This window comes from Stenotrophomonas sp. (assembly GCF_035634915.1).
Lineage (GTDB): Bacteria > Pseudomonadota > Gammaproteobacteria > Xanthomonadales > Xanthomonadaceae > Stenotrophomonas.
In genome coordinates, this window is the sequence record NZ_DASQCB010000002.1 from 288,444 (window position 1) to 302,446 (window position 14,003).

Annotated in this window: 14 protein-coding genes and 1 pseudogene; 6 read left to right on the forward strand and 9 right to left on the reverse strand. The window is 66.5% G+C overall.

Translation table 11 applies throughout. The features are described 5' to 3' along the window. Positions 1 to 22: 22 nt before the first annotated feature. The 7 genes from kynU to asnS all read right to left on the reverse strand — a co-directional run bounded on the left by kynU (position 23) and on the right by asnS (position 5,678). Positions 23 to 1,297 (reverse strand): kynureninase, encoded by a 1,275-nt coding sequence (gene kynU / locus VER16_RS02550; RefSeq protein WP_324805309.1) that lies wholly within the window; start codon positions 1,295 to 1,297, stop codon positions 23 to 25. Between the two features lie 410 nt (positions 1,298 to 1,707). Beyond that, entirely contained in the window at positions 1,708 to 2,229 is a 522-nt protein-coding gene (locus VER16_RS02555; protein ID WP_324805310.1) for a 3-hydroxyanthranilate 3,4-dioxygenase, read from the reverse strand. A 16-nt stretch (positions 2,230 to 2,245) separates the two neighbouring features. Continuing rightward, entirely contained in the window at positions 2,246 to 2,908 is a 663-nt protein-coding gene (can, locus tag VER16_RS02560; protein ID WP_324805311.1) for a carbonate dehydratase, read from the reverse strand. A 74-nt stretch (positions 2,909 to 2,982) separates the two neighbouring features. Further along, positions 2,983 to 3,618, reverse strand: a complete 636-nt coding sequence (locus VER16_RS02565; protein WP_324805312.1) for an FMN-binding negative transcriptional regulator — start codon at positions 3,616 to 3,618, stop codon at positions 2,983 to 2,985. Between the two features lie 10 nt (positions 3,619 to 3,628). Then, positions 3,629 to 3,943, reverse strand: a complete 315-nt coding sequence (locus VER16_RS02570) for a hypothetical protein (RefSeq protein WP_324805313.1) — start codon at positions 3,941 to 3,943, stop codon at positions 3,629 to 3,631. A gap of 7 nt (positions 3,944 to 3,950) precedes the next feature. Continuing rightward, a complete protein-coding gene (locus VER16_RS02575) occupies positions 3,951 to 4,250 on the reverse strand; it encodes a hypothetical protein (RefSeq protein ID WP_005410232.1) in 300 nt (99 codons plus the stop codon). 33 nt (positions 4,251 to 4,283) lie between these two features. Then, entirely contained in the window at positions 4,284 to 5,678 is a 1,395-nt protein-coding gene (asnS, locus tag VER16_RS02580; RefSeq protein WP_324805314.1) for an asparagine--tRNA ligase, read from the reverse strand. 129 nt (positions 5,679 to 5,807) lie between these two features. Between asnS and VER16_RS02585 the strand changes: the two genes are divergently transcribed. From VER16_RS02585 to zipA, 6 genes are all read left to right on the forward strand, one after another. Continuing rightward, positions 5,808 to 6,146 carry a HesB/IscA family protein gene (locus tag VER16_RS02585; protein WP_006452998.1) on the forward strand — a complete coding sequence of 113 codons (339 nt, stop codon included), beginning with the start codon at positions 5,808 to 5,810 and terminating at the stop codon, positions 6,144 to 6,146. Between the two features lie 226 nt (positions 6,147 to 6,372). Next, positions 6,373 to 6,810 (forward strand): 30S ribosomal protein S6, encoded by a 438-nt coding sequence (gene rpsF, locus VER16_RS02590; RefSeq protein ID WP_049445625.1) that lies wholly within the window; start codon positions 6,373 to 6,375, stop codon positions 6,808 to 6,810. An 11-nt stretch (positions 6,811 to 6,821) separates the two neighbouring features. Further along, entirely contained in the window at positions 6,822 to 7,052 is a 231-nt protein-coding gene (rpsR, locus tag VER16_RS02595) for a 30S ribosomal protein S18 (protein ID WP_002804494.1), read from the forward strand. 105 nt (positions 7,053 to 7,157) lie between these two features. Beyond that, positions 7,158 to 7,610, forward strand: coding sequence for a 50S ribosomal protein L9 (gene rplI / locus VER16_RS02600; RefSeq protein ID WP_108765551.1), 453 nt, complete (start codon positions 7,158 to 7,160; stop codon positions 7,608 to 7,610). A gap of 246 nt (positions 7,611 to 7,856) precedes the next feature. Beyond that, positions 7,857 to 11,360 carry a chromosome segregation protein SMC gene (gene smc, locus VER16_RS02605; RefSeq protein ID WP_324805315.1) on the forward strand — a complete coding sequence of 1,168 codons (3,504 nt, stop codon included), beginning with the start codon at positions 7,857 to 7,859 and terminating at the stop codon, positions 11,358 to 11,360. 46 nt (positions 11,361 to 11,406) lie between these two features. After that, a complete protein-coding gene (zipA, locus tag VER16_RS02610) occupies positions 11,407 to 12,144 on the forward strand; it encodes a cell division protein ZipA (protein WP_324805316.1) in 738 nt (245 codons plus the stop codon). A 31-nt stretch (positions 12,145 to 12,175) separates the two neighbouring features. Here zipA and VER16_RS02615 read toward each other — a convergent pair. Then, positions 12,176 to 12,508, reverse strand: a pseudogene (locus tag VER16_RS02615) (REP-associated tyrosine transposase); the annotation flags it as partial. A 244-nt stretch (positions 12,509 to 12,752) separates the two neighbouring features. Then, positions 12,753 to 13,865: a pyridoxal phosphate-dependent aminotransferase gene (locus VER16_RS02620; RefSeq protein WP_324805318.1), complete on the reverse strand. Its 1,113-nt coding sequence runs from the start codon at positions 13,863 to 13,865 to the stop codon at positions 12,753 to 12,755. Positions 13,866 to 14,003 lie beyond the last annotated feature (138 nt).

Consider the following 14,003-nt stretch of genomic DNA (forward strand, 5'->3'; position numbering starts at 1 on the left):
AGCAGTAGGGAAGGGGGGCGGCTTACAGGCCGGCCCAGGCCTCCACTTCCTCGACGAAGTGGTGCACGTCCAGGTAGCGGTTGTAGAGCGGGGTGGGCGAAATGCGGATCACGTCCGGTTCGCGCCAGTCGCCGAGCACGCCGATGGCGCGCAGGTGTTCAAACAGGGCACGGCCGCGTTCGCGACCGGCGATCACCCGCAGGGACAGCTGGCAGCCGCGGCGTTCCGATTCGGACGGGGTGACGATGTCCAGCACCTGCGGCAGGCGCGTGCGCACCAGCGCGTCGAGCAGGCCGGTCAGCGCCAGCGACTTGTGCCGCAGTGCTTCCATGCCGGCACGCTCGAACAGGTCCAGTGATGCACGCAGCGGGGCCAGGCCAAGAATCGGCGGGTTGCTCAGCTGCCAACCCTCGGCTCCGATGGCCGGGGTGAACTGCGGTGCCATCTGGAAGCGGGTCGCTTCATCGTGGCCCCACCAGCCGGCGAAGCGGGGCAGGGTGGTATCGCGGTGGTGGCGTTCGTGCACGAAGGCACCGGCCACGGCACCCGGGCCGCTGTTGAGGTATTTGTAGTGGCACCACACGGCGAAATCGGGCGCGACATCGTGCAGGTGCAGCGGCAGGTTGCCGACCGAATGGGCCAGGTCGAAGCCGATGCGGGCACCGTGCAGGCGCGCCAGGCGGGTGATCGCATCAAGGTCGAAGGCCTGGCCGCTGCGGTACTGCACACCCGGCCACAGCACGAGCGCCAGTCGCGGACCGTGTTCACTGATGGCGCGCTCGATGGCGGCCATCGAAATGGTGCCCTTGGCTTCGTCCGGCTGCACTTCCACCAGGCACTCGGCCGGGTCGAAACCGTGGAAGCGGATCTGCGCTTCCACCGCATGGCGGTCGGTCGGGAATGCGCCGGCTTCCATCAGGATGACCGGGCGCTCGGCGGTGGGCCGGTAGAAGCTGACCATCATCAGGTGCAGGTTCACGCTCAGCGTGTTCATCGCCACCACTTCGCTGGGCAGCGCGCCGACCACGCGGGCCAGCTGTGTGCTGACCAGGCGGTGGTAGGACAGCCATTGCGTCGGGCCGGTGAAGTGGCCTTCCACGGCCAGCTCGCCCCACTGCTTCATCACTTCCTGCACGGCGGCCTGTGCGCCACGCGGCTGCAGACCCAGCGAGTTGCCGACGAAGTAGGTCTGTTCACCGCCGCCATGGCGCGGAATCAGGAATTCGTTGCGCAGCGGGCGCAGCGGATCGGCGGCGTCCAGAGCGATGGCGTGGGTGCGGCTGAGCAGGTCGGACATGGTCGGGCAACAGGCTGCAACGGGGCTGTCAGTGTAGCGCCTGGGGCCTGCCCGGGGCGTCGCGGCCACGCTTCGAGCGCCGCACATTCTGGTAGTGGCCAACCTTGGTTGGCGCTTGTAGTTCCATGCGCCCACCAAGGTGGGCGCCTACCGGTGTGGCCGTGGCGTTTTCTGGTAGTGGCCAACCTTGGTTGGCGCTCGTAGTTCCATGCGCCCACCAAGGTGGGCGCCAACCGGTGTGCCGTGGCGTTTGCTGGTAGTGGCCAACCTTGGTTGGCGCTCGTAGATCCATGCGCCCACCAAGGTGGGCACCTACCGGTGTGGGCATGGCGTTTTCTGGTAGTGGCCAACCTTGGTTGGCGCATGTGGATCCATGCGCCCACCAAGGTGGGCACCTACCGGTGTGGACGTCAACCCACCGCAGGCGTCGGCAACGGGTCGACGTGCCCGCACTGGCTGCAGGTACGCAGTTCCAGGCTGGCCTGGTAACGCGCGAACACCTTGGGCAGGTCGGTTTCAATGTTCTGCAGCGGGAAATACTCTTCGTGCAGTTTGTGGTTGCAGCGCTCGCAATGCCAGATCACGCCATCCTTTTCATGCGGCAGACGCTTGCGCTCGACCACCAGGCCGATGCCGCCCGGCGGGCGCCGTGGCGAGTGCGGCACCTTCGCCGGCAACAGGAAGATCTCGCCGGCGCGGATCGGGATATCGCGCACCGCGCCCCCTTCCTGCACCTTCAGCACCATCTCGCCTTCGAGCTGGTAGAACCACTCCGGGCCTTCGTCGTAGTGGTAATCGGTGCGCGAATTGGGCCCGCCCACCACCATTACGATGAAGCCGCCGTTGTCGATCATCTTGTTGCCCACCGGCGGTTTCAGCAGGTGGCGATGTTCTTCGATCCAGGCCAGCAGATTGATCGGCGAGGCGAGCATGGCGATCTCCGGAAGGTCAGTCGCGCTTGCCTTGGCGCGGTACGAAGGCCAGTGCCTTCTCGTAGGCCGGCTTCAGCTCATCCTGGGCGCCGACGTCGATGCCCATCTCGCTGACCCGTCCATCCTTCAGGCTGTACACCCAGCCGTGCACCATCAGCTTCTGGCCACGGGCCCAGGCATCCTCGACGATGGTGGACCGGCACAGGTTGGCCACCTGCTCGATCACGTTCAGTTCGCACAGGCGGGCGTGCTTGAGATCGTCATCGTCGATGGCATCGAGGATGGCCGCATGCTTCTGGGCGACATCGCCCACATGGCGCAGCCAGTTGTCGGCCAGGCCCACGCGGGTGTTGTGCAGGCAGGCATGCACGCCGCCGCAGCCATAGTGGCCGACGATCAGGATGTGCTTCACCTTCAGTTGGTCCACTGCGTACTGCACCACGCTCAGGCAGTTCAGGTCGCTGTGCGCCACCACGTTGGCCACGTTGCGGTGCACGAATACCTCACCCGGGGCCATGCCGATGATCTGGTTGGCCGGCACGCGCGAGTCGGAACAGCCGATCCACAGGTATTCCGGATGCTGCTGCTTGGCCAGCTGGTGGAAGAACTCGGGATCTTCCTTCTCGATGCGGTCGGCCCATTCGCGGTTGTTCTGCAGCAGCTTGCGGATGTCTTTCATGTGCGTGTGTCCCGGATGTCAGGTGGGCGCACGAGACGGCCCTGCCGGCCGCGTCGTGGCGGGAAAGCGGGCGCTCAGCCGCTGGCGGCTTCGTCGCGGTGCCAGCGCATCCACTGCGCCAGCTCGATGGATGCGGGGGTGTGCAGGTCGTCCAGGGCGGCGATCACCGCCTGCTGGTTGGCCTCGGGGTGGTTCTGGCTCAGTTTCAGCTTCAACTGCACCTGTTCAACCTGGAAACGGAAGCCGACGATGCCGCGCAGTTCCGGGCCGTGCTCGGGACGGTCCGCGTCGAACTGCCACTGCTGGCCGACGCTGGCTTCGAAGTGATCGCTGACGGCACCCACCAGTTCGGCCAGCGCGGCCGGATCATCGAACCGCTGCAGCTGCCCGCGCAGTTCGGCGGCGGCATAGTTCCATGTAGGCACGCGCGCGGCAGCTTCCTTGTCGGGGTACCAGCTGGCCGACACATAGCCATGCGGGCCGTCGACCAGCACCTTGGCGGGGCCATCGCGGCGCGACTGCGGGTTGGCGCGGGCCCAATGCCCTCGCAGTTCGATCCGGGTGCCCTGGCGCTGGTACAGCACCGGCATGCGGGTCAGTTCCGGCAGGCCATCGTCACCGGTGGTCAGCACCGTGACGAACGCATCGCGCGCCAGCAGGCGGTCCAGCCAGTGCAGGTCGGTTTCGGCGAAGGCGCGCGGGGTGAACATCGGCCTGGGCTCAGGCGCGCCCGCCGAGCGACTGCACCATGCGGCCGCGCAGGCCTTCATCGCTGCCGGCCTGCGGCGGCTGCACTTCGTGCAGGCTGAAGCCGCGCACCAGTGCGTCTTCTTCGTCCAGGCCGTCGTACTCGACGAATTCGGCATCGAACAGCTGGGCACGTGCGGTGTCCTCGCTGTCATAGCTCAGCGTGTTGCCATCGCTGTCCAGCACTTCGGCGGTACCGGCCGGGCGTACCCGCAGGCGTGCCCAGATCAGGGTGTTGCCGAGGCTGGCCAGCCACCAGCTGTCGCGGGCGTCGGTGTTGTCGTTCATAGGTGTGTTACCAGAGCGAGGCCAGCCAGAGCAGGGCAGCCATGCCCAGTCCGGCCAGCAGGGTCAGCAGCGATACCCAGGCCGGCGTCGCCAGCCCGGACAGCGAACGGTCCGGCTGCTGGCGGTAATCGCGGCGCAGCAGCCAGGCCAGGGCGTCGGGCTTGAGGAAAGCGCCACTGCCGAAGCGCGCGGCGAGCGCCGGATGGCGGTCACGCACGTGCACCAGGGTCAATGGCCAGAAGATCACGAAGGCACTGAACCCGGCCACTGCCACGCCAACGAAACAGAGGGCGAAGAACAGGGTCATGGGGGCAGTACCTCCGTGGTCGTGGGGTGTGGCTTAGAAGTCCGCGCTGCCCGGGGCACGCGGGTAGGGGATCGCATCGCGGATGTTGGACAGGCCGCAGACGTAGACCACCAGGCGCTCGAAGCCGAGGCCGAAGCCGGCGTGCGGCACCGAACCGTAGCGGCGGAAATCGCGGTACCAGCTGTAGTGTTCGCGATCCAGGCCGAACTGGGCCATGCGCGCGTCCAGCACGTCCAGGCGCTCTTCGCGCTGGCTGCCGCCGATGATCTCGCCGATGCCCGGGGCCAGCACGTCCATCGCGGCGACGGTCCTGCCGTCGTCGTTCAGGCGCATGTAGAAGGCCTTGATGTGCTCGGGGTAGTTGGTCACCACCACCGGGCGGCCGACATGTTCCTCGGTCAGCCAGCGCTCGTGCTCGGTCTGCAGGTCCAGGCCCCACTCGACCGGGAAGTCGAACTTCCTGCCCGACTTCTGCAGCAGGCTGACCGCATCGGTGTAGTCGATGCGCTCGAACGGTGCGTTGATGAAGTCTTCCAGCTTGGTGATCGCGTTCTTGTCCACGCGCTCGGCGATGAAGGCCAGGTCGTCACCGCGCTCGTTCAGCACGGCACGGAACAGGTACTTCAGGAACTCCTCGGCCAGGCGCGCGTCTTCGGCCAGGTCGGCGAAGGCGATTTCCGGCTCGATCATCCAGAACTCCGCCAGGTGGCGGGTGGTGTGGCTGTTCTCGGCGCGGAAGGTCGGGCCGAAGGTGTAGACCTTGCTTAGCGCCAGGCAGTAGGCCTCGACGTTCAGCTGGCCGGACACGGTCAGGAAGGTTTCCTTGCCGAAGAAGTCGCGGCTGAAATCGATCGCGCCCTTGTCGTCGCGCGGCAGGTTCACCATGTCCAGGGTGGACACGCGGAACATCTGGCCGGCGCCTTCGGCGTCGGAGGTGGTGATGATCGGGGTGCTGATCCAGTTGAAGCCGTTCTCGTGGAAGAAACGGTGCACGGCCTGGGCCAGGCAGTTGCGGATGCGGGTGACCGCGCCGAACAGGTTGGTGCGCGGGCGCAGGTGCGCCACTTCACGCAGGAACTCCGGCGACATCGGCTTGGGCTGGATCGGGTAGGTGAGCGGGTCTTCGACCCAGCCGACCACCTCCAGCGTGCTGGCCTGGATCTCGAACGACTGGCCCTTGCCCTGCGACTTCACCAGGGTGCCGGTGGCGATGACCGAACAGCCGCTGGTCAGGCGCTTGATCTCGTCGAAATTGGCCAGCGTGTCGTTGGCCACGACCTGGATCGGCGCGAAGCAGGAACCATCGCTCACATTGACGAAGGCCAGATTCGCTGAACCGCGCACCGTGCGCACCCATCCGCGTACCGTGACTTCGCCGCCTTCCGGGATCTTCCCGGCAAGCGCATGTTCAACGCTGACCACCGTCATGACTTGAATCCTCTGCTGATCGACTCGATCTGTGAACACGGGAGTTTACCGGTTGCAGCGTTCTGCTTGCGAGGCATTTTTGCGGCCGCCGGCTCCTTATAATGTCCCTGTATCCTTGGAGTGAGCCTCATGGCCGTCAGCCTGACCCCCATCGCCTTCGAGCGCGTGCAGCGCTTCGTCGCCCAGACCCCCGGCGCCCTGGGCCTGCGCTTCGGCGTGACCAAGACCGGCTGCTCCGGCTGGGGCCATGTGACCGACCTGGCCCGTGACGAGCGCGAGGGCGACACCGTGTTCGACCAGGATGGCGTGAAGATCTACGTGGACGCCAAGAGCCTGGCCCTGGTGGATGGCACCGTCATCGACTTCGGCAAGCACGGCCTGAGCGAGACCTTCACGTTCAGCAACCCGAATGCCACCGCCGAGTGCGGCTGCGGCGAGAGCTTCACGACCGACGCCGACAAGGCCTGAGCGCCCTGCGTTGGTCGTTGCCGACCTTGGTCGGCAGGGGCAGGGCATCCCGTTCAGCTTCGTCCGGCCCCGGCCCCGGCCCCGGCCCCGGCCCGGTTGCCCGCCCCCCCCATCTGCGCCATAATGCGCGGCTTCCTGCCTTCCTGGCGGGAACCCTTGCCCCACCGCGGTATCCACGGCGGGGGGCTGTCCGGCCGCAAGGCCACATCCGAAAGGTAGAAAAAACATGAGTCGTCATTACGAAATCGTGTTCATGGTCCACCCGGACCAGAGCGAGCAGGTCCCGGCCATGATCGAGCGATACAAGTCGCTGGTCGAGAACGGCAACGGCACCATCCACCGTCTGGAAGACTGGGGCCGCCGCCAGCTGGCGTACCCGATCCAGAACCTGGTGAAGGCGCACTACGTGCTGCTGAACATCGAAGCCGACCAGGCCGTTCTGAACGAACTGACCGAAAGCTTCCGCTTCAACGACGCCGTGCTGCGCAACCTGGTCATCAAGCGTGACGAGGCTGACACCGAGCAGTCGCTGATCATGAAGAGCAAGGACGAGAAGGGTGACAAGCCGGAGCGCGGTGAGCGCCGTCGTCGTGACGACGAAGAAGGCGAGTCCACCACCACCGCTGACAACGAAGCCGGCGACGACGCCGCTTCCGCCGCCTAAGGAGCCTTCCCATGTCCAAGTTCTTCCGTCGCCGCAAGTTCTGCAAGTTCACGGCTGAAGGTGTGAAGGAGATCGACTACAAGGATCTCAACACCCTGCGCCAGTACCTGACCGAGAACGGCAAGATCGTGCCGAGCCGCGTCACCGGTACCAAGTCGAAGTACCAGCGCCAGCTGGCGACCGCCGTCAAGCGCGCTCGCTTCCTGGCCCTGATCCCGTACACCGACAACCACGACGTCTGATGCCCGGCGGGGCGGCCCGGTGCCGCCCCCGCTGTGCCAGCTATTCGGACAGCCTTTGTTGCGGGGCATCGCCTCGCTAACGAATAACTTATCTGGAGCAATACCATGCAGCTGATCCTCCTGCAGAAAGTCACCAACCTCGGCAACCTGGGCGACCTGGTCGACGTGAAGCCGGGCTACGGCCGTAACTTCCTCGTGCCGCAGGGCAAGGCCGTTCCGGCCACCGAGAGCAACAAGGCCGAGTTCGAAGCCAAGCGCGCCGAATACGAAGCCAAGGCCCAGGCCATCCACGCCGACGCTGACGCCCGCAAGGCCAAGCTGGAAGGCGCGAGCGTGACCATCGCCGCCAACGCTTCGACCGAAGGCAAGCTGTACGGCTCGGTCGGCGCCCGCGAAATCGCCGATGCCTTCACCGCTGCCGGCCTGCCGCTGAGCAAGAGCGAAGTCATCCTGGGCGAAGGCGCCTTCCGCAACATCGGTGAGTACGACGTCCTGGTGCACCTGCACGCCGACGTCGAAACCACCGTCAAGGTTGTGGTTGAAGCCGAAAAGGCCTGATCCCAAGCCGCAAGGCCTGGTGTCACCAGAACGGGCGCCCGCAAGGGTGCCCGCTTTGTTTTGCGGGCCCGCCGGTGCTGCGGCCGGGCCGGGTCATGTTCCACGCTCCTCGCAGCCCCTGTCTCGTAGAACACGGCCACATCGGTATACTCAGGGCGTCACGCCCGTTCCACGGCCAGCGATCCGAGCAGGATCAATGGCTTGGAGGGTAAGCAGGCCGCTCGGCGGCCCCAGTCCGGAACCTCTATGCGTCTTTCCACGATCAAGCTGTCCGGCTTCAAGTCGTTCGTCGATCCGACCACCCTGCACCTGCCGACCAACATGACCGGCGTGGTGGGGCCCAATGGCTGCGGCAAGTCGAACATCATCGACGCCGTGCGCTGGGTCATGGGCGAAAGCTCGGCCAGCCGCCTGCGCGGTGATTCGCTGACCGACGTGATCTTCTCCGGTTCCAACGCCCGCAAGCCGGTCTCGCAGGCCACCGTCGAGCTGATCTTCGATAACTCGGACCACACGATTTCCGGCGAGTACGCCTCGTTCAACGAAATCTCGGTCAAGCGCACGGTCAGCCGCGACGGCAGCAGCAACTATTATCTCAACGGCACCAAGTGCCGCCGCCGCGACATCACCGATCTGTTCCTCGGCACCGGCCTGGGCCCGCGCAGCTACTCGATCATCGAGCAGGGCATGATCAGCCAGATCATCGAGGCGCGGCCGGAAGACCTGCGCGTGTACCTGGAAGAGGCCGCCGGCATCTCCAAGTACAAGGAGCGCCGCAAGGAAACCGAAACCCGCATCCGCCATACCCGCGAGAACCTGGACCGGCTGGGCGACCTGCGCGACGAGATCAGCAAGCAGCTCGAACACCTCAAGCGCCAGGCCCGGCAGGCCGAGCAGTACCAGGCGCTGCAGGAAGAGCGCCGGGTCAAGGATGCCGAGTGGAAGACCCTGGAATTCCGTGGGCTGGACGGGCGACTGTCCAAGCTGCGCGAAGGCCTGTCGCAGGAAGAAACCAAGCTGCAGCAGCTGATCGCCGACCAGCGTGAAGCCGAAGCGCGCATCGAGACCTCGCGCGTGCGCCGCGAAGAGGCCGCTGACGCGCTCAATACCGCGCAGGCTGCCGTCTACCAGGTGGGCAGCACGCTCGCCCGTGTCGAGCAGCAGATCCAGCACCAGCGCGAACTGTCGCAGCGCCTGCACAAGGCGCGCGACGAGACGCGGCAGGCGCTGTCCGAGCTTGGCCAGCACATCAGTGGCGACGAAGCCAAGCTGGGGGTGCTGCGCGACGCTGTCGAAGATGCCACCCCGCAGCTGGAAGCGCTGCAGGAAGAGAACCAGATCAAGCAGGAAAGCCTGCGCGAAGCCGAGGATCGCCTGGCCAGCTGGCAGCAGCGCTGGGAACAGCACACCTCGCAGAGTTCGGAAGCCTCGCGCGCCGGCGATGTCGAGCGCACCCGCGTGGATTACCTGGACAAGCAGATTCTCGATGCCGACCGCCGCCGCGAAGCGTTGGCCGGCGAGCGCGCCGGGCTGGATGTGGACGCGCTGGAAGAGGCCTTCGAGCAGCTGTTCCAGCAGCACGAAACGCAGAAGACCGCGCTGGACGAACTTGGCGAAGACGTCGAACGCCGCAGGCAGGGCGTGACCGCCGTGCAGGAGCAGCAGCGCACCGGCCAGAACGAACTGGCCGAGCTGCGCAAGCAGGCCAATGGCCTGCGCGGTCGGCTGGCCTCGCTGGAAACGCTGCAGCAGGCTGCGCTCGGCCAGGAGCAGGGCGCCGCTGCAGCGTGGTTGAAGACCCATGGACTGGATTCGGCTGCGCGCGTGGGCGAGCGGCTGGACGTTGACGCGGGCTGGGAAAATGCCGTGGAAAGCGCACTCGGTCAGTTGATCGAAGGCGTGCTGGTGGATGATCCGGCGCGCCTGGTCGATGTTCTGGGCGAGCTGGGCGATGGCCGCATCGCGCTGGTGGCCGACGATGCCGGTGACCTCAACGTGGCGCCGACCTCGCTGGCTGCGCGCGTGCGCGGTCCGGTGGCGATCCGTCGCCTGCTGGCCCATCTGCACGGCGCCAGGGACCTGGCCGAGGCAAAGGCGCTGCAGGCCAGCCTGGCCGACGGTGATTCGATCATTACCCAGGATGGCGAGCGCCTGGGGCAAGGCTGGCTGTGCCTGTCGCGCTCCGGCGCGGCGCAGCAGGGTGCACTGCTGCGCGAGCGCGAGATCAACGAACTGCGCGAGCAGATCGAACAGCTGCAGGAGCGCGAGGCCGCGCTGGAAGAACAGCTGGCGGGTTTCCGTGACCAGCTGCTGGCGGCGGAGCAGCAGCGCGAGGATGCGCAACGGACGCTGTACCAGGCCCACCGCGCAGTCTCTGAACTGGCCGGCCAGTTGCAGGGCCAGCAGGGCAAGGTGGAGGCGGCACGCACCCGCATCGATCGTATCGAAGGCGAGCTGGCGCAACTGCTGGAAACGCTGGACGTCAACCGCGAACAGGCACGCGAAGCACGCGGGCGGCTGGAAAACGCGGTCAGCAGCATGGGTGACCTGGAGTCGACCCGGCAGGGCCTGGAAAGCGAACGCCGCCAGCTGACCGAGGCGCGTGACCTGGCGCGGGAAGCAGCGCGCGCGGTGCGCGAGCGCTCGCATTCGTTGGCCCTGACCCTGGAATCGCAGCGCGCGCAGCTGGCATCGCTGAGCCAGGCGCTGGAGCGCATGAGCACCCAGCGCGGGCAGCTGGATTCGCGCCTGGGCGAACTGCATTCGCAGCTGGATGAGGGCGATTCGCCGGTCGAATCCCTGCAGGCCGAACACCAGAATGCGCTTGAAGAGCGCGTGCGCGCCGACCGCGTGCTGACCGAAGCGCGCACGCTGCTCGATGGCATCGACGCTGAGCTGCGCAACTACGAACAGACCCGCCACCAGCGCGACGAACAGGCGCTGGCCCAGCGTGAGCGCATTTCCCAGCGCAAGCTCGACCAGCAGGCACTGGTGCTCAGCGCCGAGACGCTGCAGGGTGCGGTGGAAAAGGCCGGGTTCGTGCTGCAGGACGTGCTCAACGCGCTGCCCGACGATGCCCGCCTGGGCGACTGGGAACAGGCCGTGCACCAGATTGATGGGCGCATGCGCCGGCTGGAGCCGGTCAACCTGGCCGCGATCCATGAATATGGCGAGGCTTCGCAGCGTTCGGACTATCTGGATGCGCAGCACACCGATCTGACCACGGCGCTGGAAACCCTGGAAGACGCGATCCGCAAGATCGACCGCGAGACCCGCGGTCGCTTCAAGGACACCTTCGACCGCGTCAATGCCGGCGTGCAGGCGCTGTACCCGCGCCTGTTCGGTGGCGGACATGCCTATCTGGAACTGACCGGTGAAGACCTGCTCGATACCGGCGTGACCATCATGGCGCGCCCGCCGGGCAAGCGCGTGTCGAGCATCTCGCTGCTGTCCGGTGGCGAGAAGGCGATGACCGCGGTGGCCCTGGTGTTCGCCATCTTCCAGCTCAACCCCGCGCCCTTCTGCCTGCTGGACGAGGTGGACGCGCCGCTGGATGAGGCCAACGTCGGTCGCCTGGCCAACATGGTCAAGGAAATGAGCGAGAAGGTGCAGTTCCTGTTCGTCAGCCACAACAAGGCGACGATGGAGGCGGCCCACCAGCTCTCGGGCGTGACCATGCGCGAGCCGGGCGTCAGCCGCCTGGTCAGCGTGGACCTGGAAGAAGCCGCGCGATTGGCGGGCGCGGCCTGACGTGCCATTCTAGTTACCTGAATGAACTAGCCGGAGTACCTGACGAATGACCGACACGGCACTGTTGCGCATCGGCATCCTGGCCGCCGGCCTGCTGCTGGTTGCTGCGATCTTCCTGTTTGGCCGTCCGAAGAAGAAGCCGCAGGGACGTCGCGTGGAAAACGCCGAACCCACCAGCGGCGAGCGCCGCGAGCCGGTGCTGGGCGAAGACGGCGTGGCCCTTGCCGAGACCCGCAGCGAGCCGGGCCTGGGCGATGAAGGCCAGCAGGCCGAACTGGGCCTGGCCGATACCGACCCGGGCAACAGCGATCTGGGCAAGCGTGCGACCCAGGACTTCGACAAGATCGTGTCGTTGTTCGTGGCCGCCCGCGCTGGTGAGCAGCTGCGTGGCGAGGACATCGTGGTGGCGGCCGAGAAGACCGGTCTGGTGTTCGGCCACATGAACGTGTTCCACCGCCTGGTGGAAGGGCATCCCGAACGCGGCCCGATCTTCTCGATGGCCAGCATCATGAAGCCTGGCAGCTTCGACATGGCCAACATCCGTGCGATGGAAACCCCGGCCATTGCCTTCTTCCTGACCCTGCCGGCGCCGCTGACCGCGCTGGATGCGTGGGAAAAGATGCTGCCGACGGTGCAGCGCATGGCCGAACTGCTTGATGGCGTGGTGCTCGATGACAGCCGCAACGCCCTGGGCCGCCAGCGCATTGCACACATCCGCGATGAGCTGCGTGCCTATGACCGGCAGCACCAGGCACCGCCGCTGACCAAGACCCCGCGCTGGTAAAAGCCCAAGGGTAGCGTCGAGCCATGCTCGACTACAGGACTGGCGATCGATCCAGCCATCGGCACCACGCAAACGGATGATCGCCAAGCTGTGCCGCCTGTCCGGCGCGGACAGGATTCGCCGAGATGTTCAGCGCCTGGTTTCTCAAAGATTCATCACATCGCACCGCGTGATCATGATAGCCGCGCTGCCAGAGTGGTCCCTCGATGCCGATGAGTCGGCTGCAGCGCGATTTCATCAACTGCACCGACGCGGCAAGGGTTCCTGAGCGCAGTTGCATCAACCAATGCACGTGATCCGGCACCACCGCCCACGCGAGGTTGAGGCACCCGCCCTCCTGCTGGATCCACTGCAGGCCCGCGACAACGACGGCGGCCTGTCATGGATCATCAACGTGCCGATGGCGCTGGTGAGTGACCGTGGTGATCGCATGGACGTTCCGCAGTTGCGACCAACGGCCTTTCAGGAGACGTGGACTGGGCATGCCCCAGCATTGGCTGGCTGAGGCAACTTGGGTATCGCTTGAATGCGCTCAGGCGTGTAGGGAAGGCCCCAGTCGAGCATGGCTCGACTCTACAGAGGGCCGGGTCGGCCCCTCCCTGGATGGGTTACGCCGGTATGCCGGCCACCTTCGCGAACACTTGGCGGAACGCTGCCATTTCCTCTTCGGTGCCGACGGTCACCCGCACGCGCTGCGGCCAGATCGGCCAGCTGCGGCCGATCACCACGCCATTGTCGGCCATTGCCTTGGCGAAGGCGTTGCCGTCGCGCCGCACATCCACTACGAAGCAGTTCGCTTCCGACGGCACGCAGCTGAAACCGCGCTTGCCCAGCCAGGCGATGGTCGTTTGCCGCGCCTTGGCATTCTGCAGGCGGCGCTGCGCGATCAGCTGCGGATCCTGCAGGCTGGCCAGCGCGGCCGCCAGGGCCGGTACCGGCAGGGGATTCTCGCCCAGGCTGGCCAGTTCGCGCAGGCGCTCGGGGTGGGCTGCTGCTACGCCCAAGCGCAGGCCGGCCATGCCGTAGAGCTTGGAGAAGGTGCGCAGCACGATCAGGTCATCGCGCCTTGCCACCTGTGCGATCAGGCTGGGCTGATCGCTGTACTGCAGGTAGGCCTCGTCCACCAGTACGCGGGTAGATGACGGCTTGTTGGCCAGCAGCCACGCCAGTTCGGCCGGAGGGCTGATCGAACCGGTGGGATTGTTCGGATTGCAGACATAGATCAGCCCGGTGGCCTGGGCGTGCGCCGCCGCCACCATCGCCCGCAGATCGTGCGCACCGTCGGCGCGCAGTGGCACTTTCTGCACGTGTGCACCGCGTGCGGCGGCCATCTCGCCCAGCGTTTCGAAGGTCGGGTCGGCCACCACCAAGGCTGCCTGCTGGCCGGTCCACAGGAGGGCGGCGCGGTTCAGCGGCTCGCTGGAGCCCGGGTACAGGCGCACGTGGTCGGCGGGGATGCCGGCCTGGGCGACGAAGGCATCACGGACCTGTCCGGCCAGGGCGAACTGGTAGCGGCCGCTGCCGGCGATGCTGTCGCGCGCGGCCTGCTGGGCGGCGGGCGAGGGTCCGTACGGGCATTCGTTGAAGTTGAGCAGGACCGGGCCAGTGGCTGGAGCCGCAGCGGGCTGGGCCTGGCCGAGGCCGGGCAGGCCGCTGCCAGCAGCGACGAGGCCGACACCGGCCAGTTGCAGGAAGTGGCGGCGGGAGGCGGGCAGGGACACGGGCGGGATTCCGAAGGGCAACCGCCGCACGCTAACGCTGGTGGCGGCGGGCGGCAAGCGGGGGGTCTGTAGAGTCGAGCCATGCTCGACTGCTCTATCGGGTCAGTCGAGCATGGCTCGACGCTACAACAGCGGGGT

What these genes read in the sequence shown, in the direction of transcription:
- kynU (WP_324805309.1), bottom strand. Translation starts at nt 1,297, where the DNA reads ATGTCCGACCTGCTCAGCCGCACCCACGCCATCGCTCTGGACGCCGCC.
- VER16_RS02555 (WP_324805310.1), bottom strand. Translation starts at nt 2,229, where the DNA reads ATGCTCGCCTCGCCGATCAATCTGCTGGCCTGGATCGAAGAACATCGC.
- can (WP_324805311.1), bottom strand. Translation starts at nt 2,908, where the DNA reads ATGAAAGACATCCGCAAGCTGCTGCAGAACAACCGCGAATGGGCCGAC.
- VER16_RS02565 (WP_324805312.1), bottom strand. Translation starts at nt 3,618, where the DNA reads ATGTTCACCCCGCGCGCCTTCGCCGAAACCGACCTGCACTGGCTGGAC.
- VER16_RS02570 (WP_324805313.1), bottom strand. Translation starts at nt 3,943, where the DNA reads ATGAACGACAACACCGACGCCCGCGACAGCTGGTGGCTGGCCAGCCTC.
- VER16_RS02575 (WP_005410232.1), bottom strand. Translation starts at nt 4,250, where the DNA reads ATGACCCTGTTCTTCGCCCTCTGTTTCGTTGGCGTGGCAGTGGCCGGG.
- asnS (WP_324805314.1), bottom strand. Translation starts at nt 5,678, where the DNA reads ATGACGGTGGTCAGCGTTGAACATGCGCTTGCCGGGAAGATCCCGGAA.
- VER16_RS02585 (WP_006452998.1), top strand. Translation starts at nt 5,808, where the DNA reads ATGGCCGTCAGCCTGACCCCCATCGCCTTCGAGCGCGTGCAGCGCTTC.
- rpsF (WP_049445625.1), top strand. Translation starts at nt 6,373, where the DNA reads ATGAGTCGTCATTACGAAATCGTGTTCATGGTCCACCCGGACCAGAGC.
- rpsR (WP_002804494.1), top strand. Translation starts at nt 6,822, where the DNA reads ATGTCCAAGTTCTTCCGTCGCCGCAAGTTCTGCAAGTTCACGGCTGAA.
- rplI (WP_108765551.1), top strand. Translation starts at nt 7,158, where the DNA reads ATGCAGCTGATCCTCCTGCAGAAAGTCACCAACCTCGGCAACCTGGGC.
- smc (WP_324805315.1), top strand. Translation starts at nt 7,857, where the DNA reads ATGCGTCTTTCCACGATCAAGCTGTCCGGCTTCAAGTCGTTCGTCGAT.
- zipA (WP_324805316.1), top strand. Translation starts at nt 11,407, where the DNA reads ATGACCGACACGGCACTGTTGCGCATCGGCATCCTGGCCGCCGGCCTG.